The organism is Frateuria sp. GZRR33, assembly GCF_051900425.1.
Taxonomy (GTDB): domain Bacteria; phylum Pseudomonadota; class Gammaproteobacteria; order Xanthomonadales; family Rhodanobacteraceae; genus Frateuria_A.
This window is the reverse complement of record NZ_JBHZGK010000002.1, coordinates 1-17,671: the sequence shown is the minus strand read 5'-3', so window position 1 is coordinate 17,671 and position 17,671 is coordinate 1. Positions and strand designations below refer to the sequence as shown.

Below are 17,671 nucleotides of genomic sequence, written 5' to 3'. Positions count from 1 at the left end.
GGCATCGGGGCTCCTATCGCTGCGCGATACGCCGGTAGACCGAACTGGTGCTGGCCTTCACGCGCGAAGCGATCCGGGTGCCCAGGAAGGAGGCCAGCAACGCGCTGCGCGCGTTGTAGCCACGGTTGTGGAAGCCGAACTCACGCGCCTTGGCACTCCATCGCGCCCCCGAGGCGCTGTCGCCGTAGGCGTAGGCGACCCAGGCGGTCTTGCAGCAGAACCGTCCGAGCGCAAACCGCTGGTCCTCGCCCGCGCCGCTGGCCAGCCGCGAGCGCACCCAGCCCTCGATCTGCTCGAACACCACGTCGGCCGCGTACATCACGTCCTTGATCTGCGCCTTGGTCACGCGGTGGGGCGAGTTGTGCTGCCAGTAGACGCCGTTGCCCTGGCTGGAGATCGCCACCTTCAGGCCGCGGATCAGCCCGCGGATCATCAACTCGCCGTCCTGGTCCTTGCGCAGCCGTTCGTCCCAGGCGCCGATCGAGCGGATCGCGTCGGTGCGCCAGGCGATACAGCAGGGCGGGAAGAACGCGTGCATGACCCAGTGGAAGATGCGCTCGCCGTTGTCCAGCGCCGGCGGCTGCCTCAGCATGCCGCGCTCGCGGCCCTCGCCGTCGTACACCCAGGGGCCGATCGCCACGTCCGCGCGCTCACGCTCGAGCGCCTCGACCAGGCCGGTGAGCAGGCCGTTCTCGACGTAGTCGTCCGCGTCCAGGAACATCACGTATTCGGTCTCGACCTGGGCCAGGCCCAGGTTGCGCGCGTGTGGCGCGCCGCCGTTCTGCTGCAGCGAGAACAGCCGCGCGCCGGTGGCCTGGACCACCTCGCCGGTGCCGTCGAGCACGCCATCCTCGACCACGATGACATTGCGTTCGGCAACGCCCTCGGCGATCGCGGAGCGGATCGTGCGCTCGACCCAGCGCTCCGAGCGGTAAGCGGGAACCACCACGCTGAGGTTCATGCTCGCCTCGGGACTGTTGCCATGCTTGCGGTCGATCGGATCCATCTAGCCAAGCCCTTCAAGTCGTTCGGATGCAGGCCGGTCCGCGCTTTCGCAAGCGGCAGGCGCGGCGCCTGCGGACGCGCCCCGCAGGGGCGTCCGCGCGACCTGTTTCGCCCGCCGGATGATTGAGGTTTTGCCGTGAAATCGCCGTTCAAGAACCGCAAGCAGGCGGGAGGGCCAGGCCTACAGCGCTGCGGCAAGAGGGCTGGGTGAAGGGTCGGGGCTCCCGCGGAGGGCGGTTGTCCGGAAACGGGGCCCGCGATAGCCGCACGGCGCGCCTGCGCATCGGCGCGTCACCCCGGCGCGCAACGGGGAGAGAAAGGGCGGGACGTGCGGTGCGGCGCCCCCTGGCCTGCCTCTCTCTCCGTCGGGGAGAGGGCGCCGATGTCTCCTCAGTAGTGATAACCGAGCAAGCGCATCTCGTCGCCGAAGGTGCGGTCGACCCAGTCGCGCTCTTCCTCGCCAAGCACCTCGCGATAGCCGCGTGCGTCGCTGCGCTTCCTCACCTTGGTATGGGGGAGCTCCAGCGGTTCGGGCAGCCCGATGATCCTGCGCACCTCCTCGAGTTCCTCGTTGATCGACTCGAAGCGGCAGATGCGATCGACCGCCACCTTGCCGTCCAGCGTGTACACCTCGTAGCCGCGCTTCTTGAGCATCATCGCCCGCGGGGTGCGGATGAAGCGGGACAAGGGCAGCTGGGAGGATGCAGACCGGTGGGCCCAGTGGTAATAGGAAATCAGGCGATCGTAGGGGTTGCGCTCGAAACAGAACTTGAAATAGCTGTTCCACACCTCCGGGCCGACGAAGTCGCGTACTTCCCGGCCGGTCATGTGGTTGTAGAAGCGCGACCGGCGCTTGCCCTTGAACACCAGCTCGGCGACGTCGCGAAGCCCGTACTCGTACCAGGGGGCGAGGTGGTGCTGCGGCCCCCGGTAGCCCAGCGACTGCCGGGTTTCCTCGTCCACGGGGGAGATCGGGGTGATGATGTCGTCCGGACCGCAGAACTTGGACAGCGCGATCTCGATCGACGTGCCGGCCGTCTTGTTCGTCTTGAGAAAGATGAACTTGTGCTTGTGGGAAACGATCATGGCAGTCTTCCTAACTGGCCCGCAGGAGTGAATGCCACGTCCCGCAGTCTCCTGCAGGCGCGCGGCAAGGCCCGTACATTCTTTCGACAGGAACGTGGAGGAAGCGTCTGCATCGCGCGCTTTCGTGCCGTCACCACTCAGCTCCGGTCGGCATCCCACGGCCAGCCGGCGACGGCACGGACCGCGATGCCCGGCGGTGCGGCGTCGGAGTTGTTCGCGAAGCGAGCCCGCGAGCGTCGGCCTCTTCCCGCCCGCTCAGGCGGGAGCGTGGCGGCGGCGCAGGCCGCGCACGACGGTGCGCCGCATCTTGTTGACCAGGCCGATGGTGCTGGCGAACACGTATTCATGCCGGCTGAGCAGCCCCTGGCGCACCAGCTTGCGGCGCAGGTCGCGCCGACCGCGGTGGATCGCGTCGAAGTCGTCGCTCAGGCCCACCTCGCCGTTCTCGCGCCGGTTCCATATCGCCAGCACCTGGTCGATCTTGGCGCAGCGGTAGCCCGACAGCACGATCTGGGACCACAGCAGGTAATCCTCGGAGCGGCGGAATTCCTCGTCGAAGCGGAACGGAAGATCGCGCCGCAGGACCACCGAGGCGGTCGGGAAGGGATTGCGCACCAGCAGGGTTCCGCGCCCCACGATGTCCACGCCGGCGGGCACCTGCGGCGGCGGCAGTACCGTGCCGCGTGGCCGCACCAGCATCTGGTGGGCGATGAGCGCGATCTCGGGGTCGGCCTCCAGCGCGGCCATCTGCAGTTCCAGCTTGCGCGGGCCCCAGCTGTCGTCGGCATCGAGAAAGGCGATGTAGGGCTGCTGCGCCTGCTGCCAGCCGGTATTGCGCGCGTGCGAGGGCCCGCGGTTGGCAGGCAGCGCGATCACCCGGATCCAGTCGGTGCCATAGGCCGCGGCGACGCGATGCAGGGCGTCGAGGGTGCCGTCGCCGCTGGCGTCCTCCACCAACAGCACTTCCGCCGGCCGCAACGTCTGGGCGGCGATCGAGGCCACCGCATCGTCGATGGTTTCCGCGCAGCGGTAGCACGGGACGACCACGCTCACCGGCGCAAGCGCCCTCGGAGGCGTCACCCGGGCCCGGGCGTTCCCCTCCAGGACGGCTTGAGCTTCATGCCCCTTGTTCATGACCGACCTCGACCGTGCGGAAATTTAACGACCTAGGATCGGCCGGTCCGGATCAATGCATCGTCAATGAAGGGGTCAGGCGGGCGATTCAAAAAAAAGGGGCAGCCAGAGGCTGCCCCGGGAGTACCCAGCCGGTGATGCTTAGCGGGTGTAGGAGTTGTACTTCGCGTTCGAGTAGAGGTTGCTGTACACGGTGATGTTGTAGCAGCCCTTGCTGAACTGGATGTCGCGGCTCAGCGAACCGCCTTCCTTGGTCGCGGACATGTAGCGGGTGCTGTTGTACTTGAGCGTGTTGCCGGTGATCAGCCAGTCGTGCGAAGTGCCGCTGGGGCGTACGCCCGCCAGGCCGTTCTCGGTCATGAAGTTGCCGGTGACCGTGACGCCCGGGGCACCGATGCCCATCACGCCGAAACCGTAGTTGCCCTTCATGGTGTTGCCGACGATGGCGATGTCGGAGATGTTGGCGTGCAGCTCGATGCCATTGCCGTGGTTGTCGGCGAACGTGTTGTTCTCCAGGCGGATGGCGTTGGTCTCGCCTTCGGTCATCGGCTCGATGTCGATGCCGGCTTCCGGCAGCGTGCCGTTGGTGCCCTGGAAGGTGCTGTTGACGATGTACACGTGCTGCGACGGGCCGATCGACAGGCCCTGGCGGCGGTTGTTGCTCGACACGATGCCGTCGACGGTCACGTAGTCCGAACGCACGTGGACCTTGTTGACGTCCTTGGCGCCGATCCACACGCCGTCGCCCCAGAAGTTGGAGAGGTTGATGTTCTTCAGGACCACGTTGGTGGCGGCGGTGACGTTAATGCCGTAGCCCCACTCGCCGGTGTCGCCCAGGTGCCTGGCGCGGTCGCCGATGAGGTTGCCGCCGACCACGCGCACGTCGGTCGCGTTGTAGATCTGGATGACCATGTAGCGGCTGGCGCTGGTCGGGATCACCTCCAGCGTGGCAGCCGGGTCCATCAGCAGGCGGGTGTGCGAGCGCAGCTTGATCGGCTTGCTGGCATTGACCATGTAGTGGCCGGCCGGGACGAACACCGTACCGCCGGTGGCGGGCAGCGCATCGACCGCGGCCTGGATGGCGGCGGTGTCGTCATGCACGCCGTCGCCCAGGGCGCCCTTGGTACGCACGTCGACGGTCATGGTCTTGCCGATGACCGGCTTGGGCATGGCGGTCCACCAGTCGGCGGCGAACGACGGCGCGGCGACGGCGGAAAGGGCCAGCGCGGCGAAGGCCAGCATCAACGGCTTCTTCACGAAGCGCGTCGCGGCGACGGCGGTGCGGGCGGACGCGGCAAGCTTCTGATTCTCAACGGAGGTGTTCATGATCGGCGGGATCTCGGGCGTTTTGTCGGGAGGGCTTCATCACGCGAAGCTCACGCAAAAAATGCGCGATCGTCACGTACCCAAGCAAGCTCGACAGGAGGGCCCGAGTGATCGATTCATGACCACGTTGGCAAAATGTCTAGAAAACGTGCAGAAGCCTGTCGTGACAGGCGAGAACCCCGTCACACAAGGGGTGAAGGGCATGCGGCCAGGCCGCTGCCTGTTCCCCATGTCACCGCGCAGGCGCGTTGGCGACAGCCGAAAGAAAGCCGCCGGGACCGGGTGCGACGGCATGTACGAAAAAAGGGCGCCGTATTGCTACGGCGCCCTGGTTGTCCGCCTTGCGATTGCGGCTAGTTGCCGGCCTCGACGCTCAGCGATTTGATATGGATGGTGTGCCCCTTGTTCGGCTTGCTGCGACCGTTCGCGCGCACGAAGGAAATGCTGAGCGTGTCCAGATCCGTGGGCCACACGTCACGCAAGGCCTCGCTCAGCGGGAACACGAAGCGCACCGGCTTGCCCGTCGCCGCCGGCATCCCCTTCATTCCCTGCATCCCCTTGCCCTGCATGGCCGCCTGCATCTGCGCCACGCCGATCTCGAAGGACCCCAGCATGCCCAGCAGGTAGCTGCGTTCGGGCTGGTTCACGCCCGCCTGCCGGGGCAGGTTGACGAAGACCTTGTAGAAGTACCCGCCCCTGGCGCCCAGCGCGGTCAGCTGCACGCCATCGAGCACCAGCCGCAGGGGATCGGCCGACGCGTCCGCCTGCACGGTCTTCGGTTGCAGCAGCAGCGAGCGCACCTGGCCGGCGTCCTGCGTGGTCAGTGCCACGTCGACGGTGATCGAATGTTCGTCCAGCACCAGCGACTGGGATACCCCGAGCGGGGTCGATTGCACGGTCGCAGGCCGCAACGGGGCCGTGCCCGGCGACCGGAAGGAAGACAGCGTGGTCGCGCTCGCGGTCGCGGTGGACGTGCTCGGCGGCGGCTCGGAGGGTGGCAGCGCCGTCGGCATGCTCTCGTTCTCGTACACGTAGAACATGTACCGGGATGGGTTCCTCGCCCAGACGCGCGGCACCTGGTCGACGGCGTCGCCGTACTGGAACGAGCCGTCCCAGTAGTTCTGATACGCCCGCGGCATGTGACGCCCGTTGCCCGCTTCGAACCAGGCCAGCCAAAGCCGGTCGATGTTGGCGTGGTGGACCCAGAACAGTGGATCGCGGGGCGAAATCGCCACATCGCCCATCGCCCCGCCGATAAGGTTGTGGACCGGGTTGTGCGGGGCGGTTTCGAGCTTCGACTCGAAGGCGTTGCCGCTGCCGCGCTGGAAGTTGATCACGTCGTCGGCGAAAGGATCCAGGCTGAGCGCCTCGGTAACGTCGGCGCCGGTGCGTTCCTTGCGCCACAGTGGCGAGGATGTGTCCAGGAACTCCGGCGGGATCTGCGGGTGGCTGTAGTAGTCCCAGTACGGCAACACCATGTCGGGAATGCCGGAGACGGCGCGAAGGTTCTCCTCGAAACGGTAAAGCAGGCCACGGTGCCAGGCGAGGAAGTACGGGCTGTGGTGGGGGCAGAAGTTGACATGGACGTCCACCCAGTAGCCCCAGTTCGCGGGCGTCGTCGTGCCGCGGTTGGCGCGCATTGCGCCGATGGCGTTGACGAAGGGCTCGTACAGCGGCCCGGTGCAGAACGTCTGCCAGCTGGGCCGGGTGCGCACGACGGTGTCGGCGGACCTGACCACGCCCGGCACCAGCGGCAGCAGCGCAAGGGAAGCGGACGATTGAAGAAAACGCCTTCTTGAAATCATGGTGTCCTCCATGGGGCAAGCGAGTCTCGTGGATCAACGCGCCCGGATTGCCCGGCACGGATGTGGGGACGAGACCTCAACGCAGAGATGCAATGTTCGGCGCGGCTACAGTGATCCGGGAAGCCGCTGTGGAGGTGCCGTCCTAGGCACCTATTCAGTGAATAGCGAGGCACGTCAATCGGGGGTCTAGGAAGTGCCCCCTCCTTGCATACATCCGCATCAGGGGGGCGTGTGCCTGGTCCACGGCGCGACGGCTCTTCACGGGCCGCCCATCGATGCCGCTGCCCATCCAATCACACGAGCGCCCCCGAGCAGGCAGATCGCCCGGCAGCCCTTGCGCGCCAAGGGTCCGGGCCGCACGGGCCCGCTCGACTTCCATGAACCGAAGCCAATGGTCGAGCTTGTTAGCCCCGTGAAGGACTTGCATCTTCCACGTCGCTTCCATGTGACGAGCGAGTCAACCTCCTGATGACCTATCAACACGACACCCAGTCCTCGGCCAAGCCGGGCACCACCAAGCGGAATTTCTCCATGAAAAAATCCCTGATGATCGCTATCGCTTCGCTGACGCTGTCTGCCGTGGCACTCCCTGCTGCCGCATCCAACTGGTGGGACGCCAGCCCGAACATCTCGATCGGTTCGGCGAGCGTGAACGTGAAGAACAAGGGCGCACTGGGCAACGGTTCGCACGACGACACCGCTGCCATCCAGTCCGCCATCAATTCGCTGCCGAGCAGCGGCGGCACGGTCGTCGTCCCGGCCGGCCGCTACATGATCAACGCGCTCAAGCCGCTCACCCTGCACTCGCATACGCGCCTGCAGCTCGATCCGAGTGCCGAGCTGAAGGTCATCCCGAACAGCGCCAGCCGCTACTGGGTGGTCAAGGTCTTCGAGGTCAACAACGTCGAGATCGTGGGCGGCAAGATGACCGGCGACCGTGCCCAGCACAAGGGCAGTACCGGCGAGTGGGGCTACGGCATCAACATCTCCGGTTCGAGCAATGTGCTGGTGCGCAACGTCAACCTGTCTGAGTTCTGGGGTGACGGCATGTGGATCGGCGCCGTCAAGTCCGGCGGCAAGCTGACCCGCTCCAATTACGTCACCGTCAACAACGTCACTTCCTCGCACAACCGTCGCCAGGGCCTGTCGATCGGCCCGGCGCAGCACGTCTACATCGTCAACAGCACCTTCAAGAACACCCAGGGCACGCTGCCCGAGGCCGGCATCGACATCGAGCCGCAGGACCAGGGCCCGGCCGACACCATCCGCCTGGAGAACAACACATTCTCCGGCAATGCGGGCAACGGCATCGAGCTGCACTACAACATTTCGCAGATCACCATCACCGGCAACACGCTCAGCGGTAACGACGGCTTCGGCATGCTGGCGATCAGCGCGCCCTACCTCACCATCGCCAACAACTACGCCACGCGCAACGGTCTGGCCGGCGTCGGCCTGAGCGGCAAGACGCACCACTCGTCGGTGAAGGGCAACAAGCTGCAGTACAACAGCACTCACTACATGTCGCCCACCCGCTCCGGCGGCGCGGACAACCGCGACATCAAGATTGGCCAGAACACCTACGCCAACACCATCTCGGGCAACCAGCTGACCCCCAACTGAGCATCGGCCGGACACGGCCTTCGCCTCACGACCAACGCCGGGCAGCGATGCCCGGCGTTTTTTTGCCCTGTCGCCCTCCAGACCGTCCACACCGTGCCCGCCCCTTGTAGGAGCGCACCTGTGCGCGACCGCCCGGAGCGGCGAACCCACGGTCGCGCACAGGTGCGCTCCTACAGAGAGGCCTTCGCGGACCGCGGGTGCGGTCGTCATAGCGAGGATCGCGCCTGGGGTCGGCGCGAAGGCCAAGCTCCACGTCAAGAATGCGTCTGCAAGCCCCGGCAACAGCGCACGACCGCAAGGTGTGACGTCGGTCGCCCGATTGTGTCGTCTGCGGTCGATGGGCCCTTCCCGGCGTTCACTTTTAACCCATTGATCGCGCTCATTAAACGAAATGCTTACGAGCCAGCCACACGTCCCCTGTGGCCCCGGCGGCGCTTGCCCGAATTTTCATGAATAGAGCCCAATGGTCGAGCTTGTTAGCCCGCGTGAAGGTCCTGCATGGTGCGTGTCACTTCCACGTGACGAGAGGGTCAAAACCTGATGATGCATTTGCACGACACCCAGTCCTCGGCCAAGCCGGCCACCGCCAAGCGCTCGTTCTACGCAAAGCCCCTGGTGGTTGCCGCTTCGCTGGCACTGTCTGCCGTGGCACTTCCTGCTGCTGCTGCTTCCTGGTGGGACGCCACCCCCAACATCTCGATCGGTTCGCGCACCGTCAACGTCAAGAACTTCGGCGCGCGCGGCAACGGTTCGCATAACGACACCGCCGCCATCCAGAAGGCGATCGACTCGCTGCCCAATAGCGGCGGCACCGTCTTCGTGCCGGCCGGCCGCTACATGATCGATGCGACCAAGGCGCTCAAGCTGCATTCCCATACGCGCCTCAAGCTCGATCCCAGCGCCGAGCTGCGGGTCATCCCCAACGGCGCCAGCCGGTACCACGTCGTGAAGGTCTTCAACGTCAGCAACGTCGAAATCGTTGGCGGCAAGATCACCGGCGACCGGGCCAGGCACAAGGGCAACCGCGGCGAGTGGGGCTACGGCATCAACATCTCCGGCTCCGACCACGTGCTGGTGCGCAACGTGAAGCTTTCTGAATTCTGGGGCGACGGCATGTGGATCGGCGCCACCGGCAAGAACAGCCGCCTGGACCGCTCCAACTATGTGACGATCAACAACGTCACCTCCTCGCACAACCGCCGCCAGGGCCTGTCGATCGGTCCGGTGCAGCACCTCTACATCGTCAACAGCACCTTCAAGGACACCAAGGGCACGCTGCCCGAGGCCGGCATCGACTTCGAGCCGCAGGAGCAGGGTCCGGTGGACACCGTTCGCCTGCAGAACAACGTGGTTTCCGGCAACAACGGCAACGGCATCGAAATGCACGCGCACGTATCCAACGTGACCTTTGCCGGCAACACGTTCGCCGGCAACCGCGGTTTCGGCGTGATGTCGATCAACGCCCACCATATGGACTTCAACGGCAACCACGCCACCAAGAACGGCCTGGCGGGCCTGCGCATGAGCGCCAAGACCCACAACGTGACCATCCGCAACAACAAGCTGCAGTACAACAGCACCCGCTACATGTCGGCCAGCAGCGCCGGTGGCGGCACCAGCCGCGACATCCAGCTCAGCAAGAAGTCGTACGCGATCACGCAGTCCAACAACACGCTTTCGCCCAAGCGGAAGTAACCCGCGTCACTGGCAGCCGCCAGGCTGTCGCGTGAACGCACGACCTCGCGCCGGGGCAGCCATGCTGCCCCCGGCGCTTTCGTTTGCGTGCAGAAGAAGGACCACGGGCAGCTTCGGCTTTTGTCGCGTGCGCGGCGGTCGCACACGGGTGCGCTCCACAGAGAACCTTGGCTGGCGCAGAAGACGAGGCCTTGCATCGGTGCAAGGCCTTGCGACTGGCGCCCGACGTCGGTAGCGGAAGCGTCGCGCCCTACGAGGCCGAGCCGGCCAGCGAACCGCCGGGCAGGTCCGTGCCCAGCAGGCGCTCGTAGACGTCGAGCGTGCGCTGGATCACCGCGCGCTCGTCGAACTCGCCCACCGCCTTCTCGCGCGCCTTCGCACCCAGCCGCGCCAGCAGCTCGCGGTCGTCGTCGAGGCGTGCGACCAGCGCCGCCAGCGCGGAGGCATTGCGCGGGGGCACCACCAAGCCGTCCATGCCGTGCCGGGTGACCACCTCGCGGCACCCGGGCTGGTCGGTAGTGATCAGTGCCAGGCCTGCCGCGGCGCCTTCGATCAGGCTCTTGGGGACGCCCTCGCGGTAGTAGCTGGGCAGCGCCATCACATCGATGGTGGACAGCAATGCGGGCATGTCCTCGACGTGGCCCAGCCAGGTGATCACGCCTTCCTCCGCCCACCGCTCAACCTGCTCGTCGCTCACCGAGCGGGGGTTGCCCGGATCGGGGGCGCCGGCCAGCACGAACTCGACGTCGCGCCCCTGCGCCTTGAGCTGGCGGGCCGCCTCGACGTATTCGCCGATGCCCTTTTCCCACAGCAGGCGCGCGGCGAGCAGCACGCGCAGGCGGCCGTCGCGGCCGGACATCGAGCTGGGCCGGAACCGCGAGGTGTCCACCCCGGAACTGCGGATCACGTGGATGCGCTCGCGCGCGACCAGCCGCGAGCGGTGGAAGATCGCCGCGTCGTCCGGGTTCTGCAGCACCAGCAGCGAGCGGCGATGGTCGAGCGTGCCGCGCATCAGCGCCTGCACCATCGGGCGCAGGCAGCGCGCCTTGAGGTCGTTGCTGGTGAACACGTAACCCATGCCCGCCACCGCGTTGACGGTGGCCGGCACGCCGGCGATGCGCGCGGCGGCGCCGCCGTAGACCGCGCACTTGACGGTGAAGTTGTGCAGCAGGTCCGGCTTCTCGCGACGCAGAACGCGCACCAGGTGCTTGAGCGTCACCGCCTCGCGCAGCGGATTGAGGCTGGCGCGGTCCATCGGCAATGTGACCCAGCGGAACCCGCGTGCGGCGAAACGCCCGCCGAACGGGCCCGGCGGCGAGAGCATCACCACCTCGTGGCCGTCCGCCTGCAGCCGCTGCGCGGTGGACAGGCGGAAGTTGTACAGATACCAGTCGGTGTTGGCGTAGAAGATGAATTTCATGTGCTTGGATTCCCTTGCTGTTGCGCTCCTGGGCGCGTGGTGCGCTAGAACCGGTTGCCCGACACGTGCACGTTGGACGTCTTGTCGCCAATGTGCAGCTGCGCCGGGTGCGCGCCGCTTCCGCCGGAGACCATGGACTTGAGGGCGCGGCGCAGCGAATGCGCGCTGTTGGAGGTCAAGGTGTTGTCGGTGACCTTCACGTCGCTGGTCTGGCCGGCGAGCTTGACCCCGTTCATGCCGTTGTCGGTGATGACGTTGTCGTCCACCCACAGGTCGTTCATCTGCGCGGCCAGCACGCCGTAGCCGCTGTTGTCGCGAATCGTGCAGCGGCGGATCACCACGCCGGACACGTTGTGGTGGATCTCCACGCCGCAGCCCTTGTTGCCGGTCAGCGTGCAACCTTCGATCAGCACGTCGCTGACGTCGCCCTGCCCCATCGGTTCCAGGTCGATGCCTGACTGCGGCTTGGTGCCGTGGGTGTTGCTGAAGGTGCTGTTGAGGATTCGCACCCGCTGGCACGGGCCCAGCGACAGGCCCTGGCGGCGGTTGTTGGTACTCACCACGTTCTGCACGGTGACGTCGGTGGAGATGTCGGCCTTGGCGCCGCGGCCGAACGCGCCGATCCACATGCCGTCGCCCCAGCAATCGGAGATGCGGGTGCCGTCGACCAGCACGTTGTGCGAGGCCTGGATGTTGATGCCGTAGCCCCACTCGCCCTTGTCGCCGCGATGCTGGCCGCGCTCGCCGACCACGCGCCCGCCGATGATCTGCACGTTGCTCGCCCGCCACACGCGGATCACGTGATAGCGCTTGAGCGTGTTGGGCAACGCCGTGAGCTGCGCGTCGGGCGCCATTTCCAGCCGCACGTTCGAGCGCAGGCTGATCGCGCGCCCGGCGTCGATCATGTAGTTGCCCGCCGGCACGCGCACGGTGCCGCCGGTGGCCGCGATGGCGTCGATCGCGGCCTGGATGGCGCCGGTGTCGTCGGCCTTGCCGTCGCCGCGCGCGCCCTTGGAGCGCACGTCGATCTGGTTGGCTGCGGCCGCTGCGGTGGCCATGCGCGGCAGCGCCGGCAGCAGCGTGGCGGCCCCCAGCGCCAGGGCGCGCTGCAGGAACAGGCGGCGCGCGTTGGCGTCGCCGCCGCTCATGCGTCCGGCCCCTGCGCCGGCGCGTCGGCGCGGCTGAGCAGCCACGGCAGCACGACCGCCAGCAGGTAGAACTTGGAAGCGAAGAACTTGTTGCCCATGCGGCCGCGATAGTCCTCCAGCCAGCGGGCGGCGCCGGGGACGAGGTCACGCGCTTCGACGGCGAACGCGTGCACCTGCTCGAAGCGCTCCGCGGCCAGCCCGCACAGGTCGAAACGGAAGCAGCCCTTGGCACGCACGTACGGCAGCTCGCCGAAGCGGCGCGCGATGTGCTTGCGCACCAGCGGCTTGTTGTGGCCCTCGCGGTCGATCAGCAACGCGTCGGGCACCTCGCGGTAGACCCACTCGGCCAGTTGCGCGTCGCAGAAGGGATAGGCCTGGCGCAGGCCGAGCGCGCTGGTGGTGTACTGCCCCTTGGGGAAGCCCGCGCCCGCCTCGACGATGGCCAGCGTGACGCGCTTGCGCGCCTCGATGGTGCGGGCGTTGGCCAGTTCTTCCTGGAACACGCGCAGGCGTTGGCGCGACTGCGCCGCCGCCGGTCGTCCGAGCAGGCGGTCGACTTCGGCATCGCTGAAGCGCGAGCCGGGGAAGTAGCGCTCGAACGGGTCCATGCCCAGCGTGGCCAGCACGAAACAGGCGACGAAGCTGCGGCTGACCGGACCGGCCTCGAACAGCTTCGCCGGTACCGGCAGATCCCTGGCCATGCGGAACAGCGTGCTCTTGCGCGCGTCCACCGGCGTGCCGAAATAGATGTCCGAACCGAGCCCGTCGATCACCCCGTCGCCGCCGGACCCGGCGATCTCGGTAGTCAGGTCGGCGTAGGAGAGCATCGCGAAATCGGCCGACAGCAGCGGCAGGCGCGGCACCATCGCAAGGTAGCGGTCATAGGCGCGACCCGGATCGCACACCAGCGCCTCGTGGCGAAGGCCGAGCTGGCGCGCGACGGCGCGCGCGGACTCGACCTCGTCCTCCTCGCGCCCGCCCAGGTAGGTCAGGCAGGTGGTGTCCGGCCGCGCCTCGGCCACGGCGATGGCCAGCGAGCTGGAATCCTTGCCGCCGCTCTGCAGCATCCAGGGCACGTGCATGCCGGCCGTGGAGCGGGTGACCGCCTCGCACAGCAGGCGGTGGTAAGTCCTGAGCAGCGCGTCCTCGTCCGCCGCCTGTTCGCTGGGGCGCCGGGGCGCTGGCGACGAGCGGAAGGGGAAGCGGTATTCGGGGGCCGCATGCAGGTCGAGCCCGGGATCGAAGCCGATCACCGCTACCCTCACGTCGCGATAGATCGTGTGTGGCGGATAGACGAAGGCGTTGCGCAGCACGTCGGCAATGGACACCGGATCGAGCGGCCTGCCGCCGGCCCCCGACAGCGGCGCGAAGTCCGCGTCGTACCGGTAAGGCGAGGCCTGGAGCTTGATGCGGGGATCGGCATCCTGCACGGCGGTGGCGGTCGACATGATGGTGACTTCCTTTACAGACGCCTCGGGCGGGCGTTGGATGACTGGCGAGGGCATCGCTGTCTGCTACGGCAGCGCGCGGTGCGGGCCCGCGGGGCTACTGATAGCAAGCGCGGTGCAGGCGACGGGTGAACCGCGGCGTGGCTGCGCCCGGCGATCGCGGGCGCCGGTCACAGCACGACACCGTGGGTCACGTAGTAACAGAACACGCCGGCGGCGCCGACCAGCCCCATGCGCAGCACGACCGGGTTGCGCAGTGGCGAGAAGCGGCTGTCGCAGCAGATCGCCGCCAGGATCAGCGACACCGACAGCCACGCCGGCAACAGGTAGCGGTTGGAGAAGTTGCCCCAGCCCACCGCGAAGAACGGCAGCATCAACACCAGGTAGACGGCGGTGCTCTGGTTGATGCGCTCGCGCACCGGCTCGCGCACCAGCGGCGCGATCACCCACGGCAGCACGTACCAGAACAGCGAGAACACCGCGAAGTCCAGGCGCACGCCCGCCTTGTACGAGGCGCTGGCGTCATAGGCCATCACCATGGTGTAGACGCTGGGCACGATCGCGCGCACCAGCACCATGGTCACGCCGCTGCAGTACGCCAGGAACGCCAGGATGCCGGCCACGCGCAGCAGCTTGGTGTTGAGCAGCAGTACCGGCGCGAAGAACAGATACAGCAACGCCGAATAATGGAACCCGGTCGCCAGCAGCCCCCACAGGATGAACGCGCGCCACTGGCGCTGGTAGAACGCCAGCAGCGCGGTGAACACCAGCAGCGAGGAGAGGCCCTGGCGCATGACGTTGATCGTCGCGTTGGACATCACCGGCGAGATGAACAGGAACAGCAGCGAGGCGGCCAGGAAGGTGGTGTAGGCGGTCTCGCTCTCCAGGAACGCGTGGTAGCGGCGGGTCGCCACCAGGGCGGTGCCCATCATCACGAGGAACATCATGCCCTCGTAGGCGGTGAAGCTCATCCCGGTGGCGGCCAGGGCCACGCTCAGGTAGTAGAAGACCGGCTCGAACCGGCTTTCCACTTCGCCGTGGTGGATCAGGCTCTCGTAGAAGCTGGCATAGACCGACGTGTCGGTGCCGATGTTGCCGCGGGTGGCCACCGCGAAGTCGACGAAGACGATGACCGCCGCCACCAGCATCAGTCCGAGCACGATGCGGGCATTGGTGTTGGTGGGGCTGTCGGTCAGCGCGACGGTCTGGTTCATGGTCGTGGAGTTCATCGTCAGCTCGCCTGGTCGGCATGGGTGGCGCGCGCGCCCGCGGGGCGCGTGCCGGCCGAGAACCGGCGCGCGTAGGTGATGACGCGCCGGCGCGCGTGGCGGACCACGCCCAGCACGGCGGCCACGCGCATCCGCGTGCCGCCGATCAGGCCCTGTTCGTGGAGTGCGCGGCGCACGTCGATCGCGGCGGCGTACATCGCCTCCATGTCGCCACTGAGGCCGCCGGCGCCGAACGGCGGCTTGTGCCAGGACGCCAGCACCGGCTCGATCCGTGCGCAGCGGTAGCCGGAGAGCAGGATCTGCGCCCACAGCATGAAGTCCTCCGCGCGGCGGCGGCGCTCGTCGAAGCGGAACGGCAGGTCGCGACGCAGCACCATCGAGGCGGTGGGGAACGGGCTGCCCAGCAGCGGCAGGCGGTTGGGCAACACGCGTACCGCGACCGGACGACGGAACGCGGGCGGCGGATCGGTGCGTGCCTGCACGTTCATGCCATGCGCCAGCAGGGCGATGCCCGGATCGCCCGCGAGCACGTCCATCTGGATGGCCAGCTTCTCCGGATGCCAGGTGTCGTCGGCATCCAGGAACGCGATGTACGGCTGGCGTGCCTGCTCCCAGCCACGGTTGCGCGCCGCGCTGGGCCCGCCGTTGCGCGGCAGCGTGAACACGCGCACCCAGCCGTCCGGGTATTCGGCGGCGACCTGGTAGAGGCGCTCGAGCGTGCCGTCACCGCTGCAGTCGTCGACCAGCAGCACTTCGGCCGGCGGCAGCTTTTGCGCGGCGACCGAGGCCACCGCCGGGCCGATCGTGTCGACGCAGCGGTAGCAGGGCACTACCACGCTCACCGGCGCGACCTTGCTGTCGGGAGCGAGCATCGGGCGCGCGGGGTTGTCTGCGGTCAGGGTCTGCATGGGGGCTCCCGGTATCAGCACAGGCAGTCGTGGATGCGTGCGGCGGCCGCGCGTGCCGCGCCCTGCCATTCGGCGGTGCGCTGTTCGAGCAGGCTGCGCAGCGTGTCCTCGCGCGCCACCATGTGCTCGAGCGCCTCGCGCAGCGTGGTGGCGGAGAGGTTGCGCGCCTGCAGCACCATTTCCTGGTTGCCGAACATGTCGCGGTTGATGCCGCAGGCCTTGACGCTGTAGGCGATCGACACGGTGGGCACGCCGCTGGACAGCGCCGAGATCACCGGATGCGCGCGCGCGCCGATGAAGAAGCGCAGGTAGCTGATGACGTACTTGGTCTGCACCGCGTTGAAGTCGTTGGGCATCATCTTGACCGAGTCGCCCAGGTCGGCCAGCCGCGCCAGCAACGGTTCCATGTACGCCGCATCGCCGCCGCGCGGGTCCTCGCGCAGCGGGTCGGCGTGCGGGATCAGCAGCACGCCCAGCTGGTATTCCTTCACCGCGTGGCGGATGAACGCGGCCAGCTCGGCGTAGAGGTCCTTGTCCTGGCGCTTGTGGCGCTCGATCAGCCGGCTCACGTTGAGGCCCAGCACGTGGCCCTCCCCGCTTGGCCAGAACGGCGCGAGGTCGACCGGCTCCTTGCCGAGCATGAACGAGGGTTCGGCCATGCGGATCACGTTGCGCAGGCCGAGCTTGTGGACCAGGTAGTCGTGGCTCATCGACTCGCCGGCGGCCACGAAGTGCATGCGCGCCAGGTGGCGGGTGACCGGCTCGACGAACTCCGGCTCGCGCTCGAACGGGCCGACCGAGGCGCCCCACAGCATCACCGGCTTGCCCATGTCCATGGCCCAGCCGTCCACGCTCATGATCGGCGAGGGGATGCGGTAATCGAGCGAGTAGTTGTCGCCACCCACGGCGAGGACCGCATCGACCGACTCGAGCTGCCGACGCAGCCAGCGTGGCATCGGGAACGGCCAGCCGGCGCGCTTGATCAGCGGCAGCGGCAGGCTTTGCAGCTGCACCCAGTAGCGGGTCGGCGGCGGCAGGTAGGCACGCACCAGGCGCACCCCGTCTTCGGCGGCAGTCGGCCACTGCGCACTGTCGCGCGCGATGTTGACCGAGGGCACCAGCACCTCGACGTCGCCGAATTGTTCCTTCAGCAGGGCGACCGTACTGCGCACGATGGCCTCGCAACCGCGGTTGCGAAACGTGCGCTGTCCGGAGAGGTAGAAGCGTTTCACGGGAGCGTCCTGGCGTGTGGGTGCGATGGAGGGGCGGATGGATGACCTGGGCCCGCGGCGGCGCGGCAGCGTCCGGATGCCGTTTCGCGCGGCGGCATCGCCTGTCGGCCGCGATTCGCGCGGCCGACGGGCGATCCCGGGCTCAGGCCGTGGCTGCAGGCCGCAGCACGGCCGCCGACGGCACCGGCACCGAGGCGAGCGAACGTCCGCGGCCAATGCCGTAATAGGCCAGCCCCGCTTCCTCCACCTGCGCCGGGTCGTACAGGTTGCGCCCGTCGAAGATCGCCGGATCCTTCAGCGCGCCACGGATGCGTGCGAAGTCCGGCGCGCGGAACGCCTTCCACTCGGTCACGATCGCCAGCACGTCGGCACCTTCCAGCGCCTCGTACGCGTCCTCGCACAAGGTCAGGTCCGCCCGCTCGCCGTAGATGCGCGTGGTCTCCGCGCGCGCCTCCGGATCGAACGCGCGTGCCTTCGCGCCGGCCGCCCACAGCATCTCCATCAGCCGGCGGCTGGAGGCCTCGCGCATGTCGTCGGTGTTGGGCTTGAACGCCAGCCCCCACAACGCCACGGTCTTGCCCTTGAGCGCGCCGCCGTAGTGCCGCTCGATCA

14 protein-coding genes are annotated in these 17,671 nt (G+C 67.6%); 2 read left to right on the top strand and 12 right to left on the bottom strand.

Annotation, left to right across the window (positions count from 1 at the left end; genetic code table 11):
• Positions 1–13: 13 nt before the first annotated feature.
• From ACFWZU_RS02500 to ACFWZU_RS02480, 5 genes are all read right to left on the bottom strand, one after another.
• Positions 14–1,006, bottom strand: coding sequence for a glycosyltransferase family 2 protein (locus ACFWZU_RS02500; protein ID WP_439699835.1), 993 nt, complete (start codon positions 1,004–1,006; stop codon positions 14–16).
• A 389-nt stretch (positions 1,007–1,395) separates the two neighbouring features.
• Positions 1,396–2,091, bottom strand: coding sequence for a sulfotransferase family 2 domain-containing protein (locus tag ACFWZU_RS02495; protein ID WP_439699834.1), 696 nt, complete (start codon positions 2,089–2,091; stop codon positions 1,396–1,398).
• A 255-nt stretch (positions 2,092–2,346) separates the two neighbouring features.
• A complete protein-coding gene (locus tag ACFWZU_RS02490) occupies positions 2,347–3,144 on the bottom strand; it encodes a glycosyltransferase family 2 protein (protein ID WP_439699833.1) in 798 nt (265 codons plus the stop codon).
• 222 nt (positions 3,145–3,366) lie between these two features.
• The gene (locus ACFWZU_RS02485; RefSeq protein WP_439699832.1) at positions 3,367–4,551 is read right to left on the bottom strand and encodes a glycosyl hydrolase family 28-related protein; all 1,185 of its coding nucleotides are present in this window, start codon (positions 4,549–4,551) and stop codon (positions 3,367–3,369) included.
• A gap of 353 nt (positions 4,552–4,904) precedes the next feature.
• Positions 4,905–6,356: a tyrosinase family protein gene (locus tag ACFWZU_RS02480; RefSeq protein WP_439699831.1), complete on the bottom strand. Its 1,452-nt coding sequence runs from the start codon at positions 6,354–6,356 to the stop codon at positions 4,905–4,907.
• A gap of 468 nt (positions 6,357–6,824) precedes the next feature.
• Here ACFWZU_RS02480 and ACFWZU_RS02475 point away from each other — a divergent pair, with 468 nt between their 5' ends.
• Together ACFWZU_RS02475 and ACFWZU_RS02470 are read left to right on the top strand one after the other, a co-directional pair.
• Positions 6,825–7,979, top strand: a complete 1,155-nt coding sequence (locus tag ACFWZU_RS02475) for a right-handed parallel beta-helix repeat-containing protein (RefSeq protein ID WP_439699830.1) — start codon at positions 6,825–6,827, stop codon at positions 7,977–7,979.
• Between the two features lie 540 nt (positions 7,980–8,519).
• Positions 8,520–9,674 carry a right-handed parallel beta-helix repeat-containing protein gene (locus ACFWZU_RS02470; protein ID WP_439699829.1) on the top strand — a complete coding sequence of 385 codons (1,155 nt, stop codon included), beginning with the start codon at positions 8,520–8,522 and terminating at the stop codon, positions 9,672–9,674.
• Positions 9,675–9,924: 250 nt separating this feature from the next.
• Here ACFWZU_RS02470 and ACFWZU_RS02465 read toward each other — a convergent pair whose 3' ends face one another.
• The 7 genes from ACFWZU_RS02465 to ACFWZU_RS02435 form a co-directional block, all read right to left on the bottom strand.
• Complete coding sequence (locus ACFWZU_RS02465; RefSeq protein WP_439699828.1) at positions 9,925–11,094, bottom strand: glycosyltransferase family 4 protein; 1,170 nt, start codon at positions 11,092–11,094, stop codon at positions 9,925–9,927.
• Positions 11,095–11,138: 44 nt separating this feature from the next.
• Positions 11,139–12,242 (bottom strand): right-handed parallel beta-helix repeat-containing protein, encoded by a 1,104-nt coding sequence (locus tag ACFWZU_RS02460; RefSeq protein WP_439699827.1) that lies wholly within the window; start codon positions 12,240–12,242, stop codon positions 11,139–11,141.
• On the bottom strand, positions 12,239–13,690 hold the full coding sequence (locus tag ACFWZU_RS02455) for an asparagine synthase-related protein (protein WP_439699826.1): 1,452 nt from the start codon (positions 13,688–13,690) through the stop codon (positions 12,239–12,241). The genes ACFWZU_RS02460 and ACFWZU_RS02455 overlap by 4 nt, the downstream gene beginning before the upstream one ends.
• 170 nt (positions 13,691–13,860) lie before the next feature.
• Positions 13,861–14,919 (bottom strand): EpsG family protein, encoded by a 1,059-nt coding sequence (locus ACFWZU_RS02450; protein ID WP_439699825.1) that lies wholly within the window; start codon positions 14,917–14,919, stop codon positions 13,861–13,863.
• Between the two features lie 2 nt (positions 14,920–14,921).
• Positions 14,922–15,827 (bottom strand): glycosyltransferase family 2 protein, encoded by a 906-nt coding sequence (locus ACFWZU_RS02445; protein WP_439699824.1) that lies wholly within the window; start codon positions 15,825–15,827, stop codon positions 14,922–14,924.
• A gap of 14 nt (positions 15,828–15,841) precedes the next feature.
• The gene (locus ACFWZU_RS02440) at positions 15,842–17,059 is read right to left on the bottom strand and encodes a polysaccharide pyruvyl transferase family protein (RefSeq protein WP_439699823.1); all 1,218 of its coding nucleotides are present in this window, start codon (positions 17,057–17,059) and stop codon (positions 15,842–15,844) included.
• A 142-nt stretch (positions 17,060–17,201) separates the two neighbouring features.
• Positions 17,202–17,671: UDP binding domain-containing protein (locus ACFWZU_RS02435; protein WP_439699822.1), on the bottom strand; the 470-nt coding region annotated here is incomplete at its 5' end.

Bases quoted from the DNA above. Each gene is read 5' to 3' on its own strand.
- ACFWZU_RS02465 (WP_439699828.1), bottom strand. From the start codon at position 11,094: ATGAAATTCATCTTCTACGCCAACACCGACTGGTATCTGTACAACTTC.
- ACFWZU_RS02500 (WP_439699835.1), bottom strand. From the start codon at position 1,006: ATGGATCCGATCGACCGCAAGCATGGCAACAGTCCCGAGGCGAGCATG.
- ACFWZU_RS02450 (WP_439699825.1), bottom strand. From the start codon at position 14,919: ATGAACTCCACGACCATGAACCAGACCGTCGCGCTGACCGACAGCCCC.
- ACFWZU_RS02480 (WP_439699831.1), bottom strand. From the start codon at position 6,356: ATGATTTCAAGAAGGCGTTTTCTTCAATCGTCCGCTTCCCTTGCGCTG.
- ACFWZU_RS02470 (WP_439699829.1), top strand. From the start codon at position 8,520: ATGATGCATTTGCACGACACCCAGTCCTCGGCCAAGCCGGCCACCGCC.
- ACFWZU_RS02445 (WP_439699824.1), bottom strand. From the start codon at position 15,827: ATGCAGACCCTGACCGCAGACAACCCCGCGCGCCCGATGCTCGCTCCC.
- ACFWZU_RS02485 (WP_439699832.1), bottom strand. From the start codon at position 4,551: ATGAACACCTCCGTTGAGAATCAGAAGCTTGCCGCGTCCGCCCGCACC.
- ACFWZU_RS02455 (WP_439699826.1), bottom strand. From the start codon at position 13,690: ATGTCGACCGCCACCGCCGTGCAGGATGCCGATCCCCGCATCAAGCTC.
- ACFWZU_RS02460 (WP_439699827.1), bottom strand. From the start codon at position 12,242: ATGAGCGGCGGCGACGCCAACGCGCGCCGCCTGTTCCTGCAGCGCGCC.
- ACFWZU_RS02475 (WP_439699830.1), top strand. From the start codon at position 6,825: ATGACCTATCAACACGACACCCAGTCCTCGGCCAAGCCGGGCACCACC.
- ACFWZU_RS02495 (WP_439699834.1), bottom strand. From the start codon at position 2,091: ATGATCGTTTCCCACAAGCACAAGTTCATCTTTCTCAAGACGAACAAG.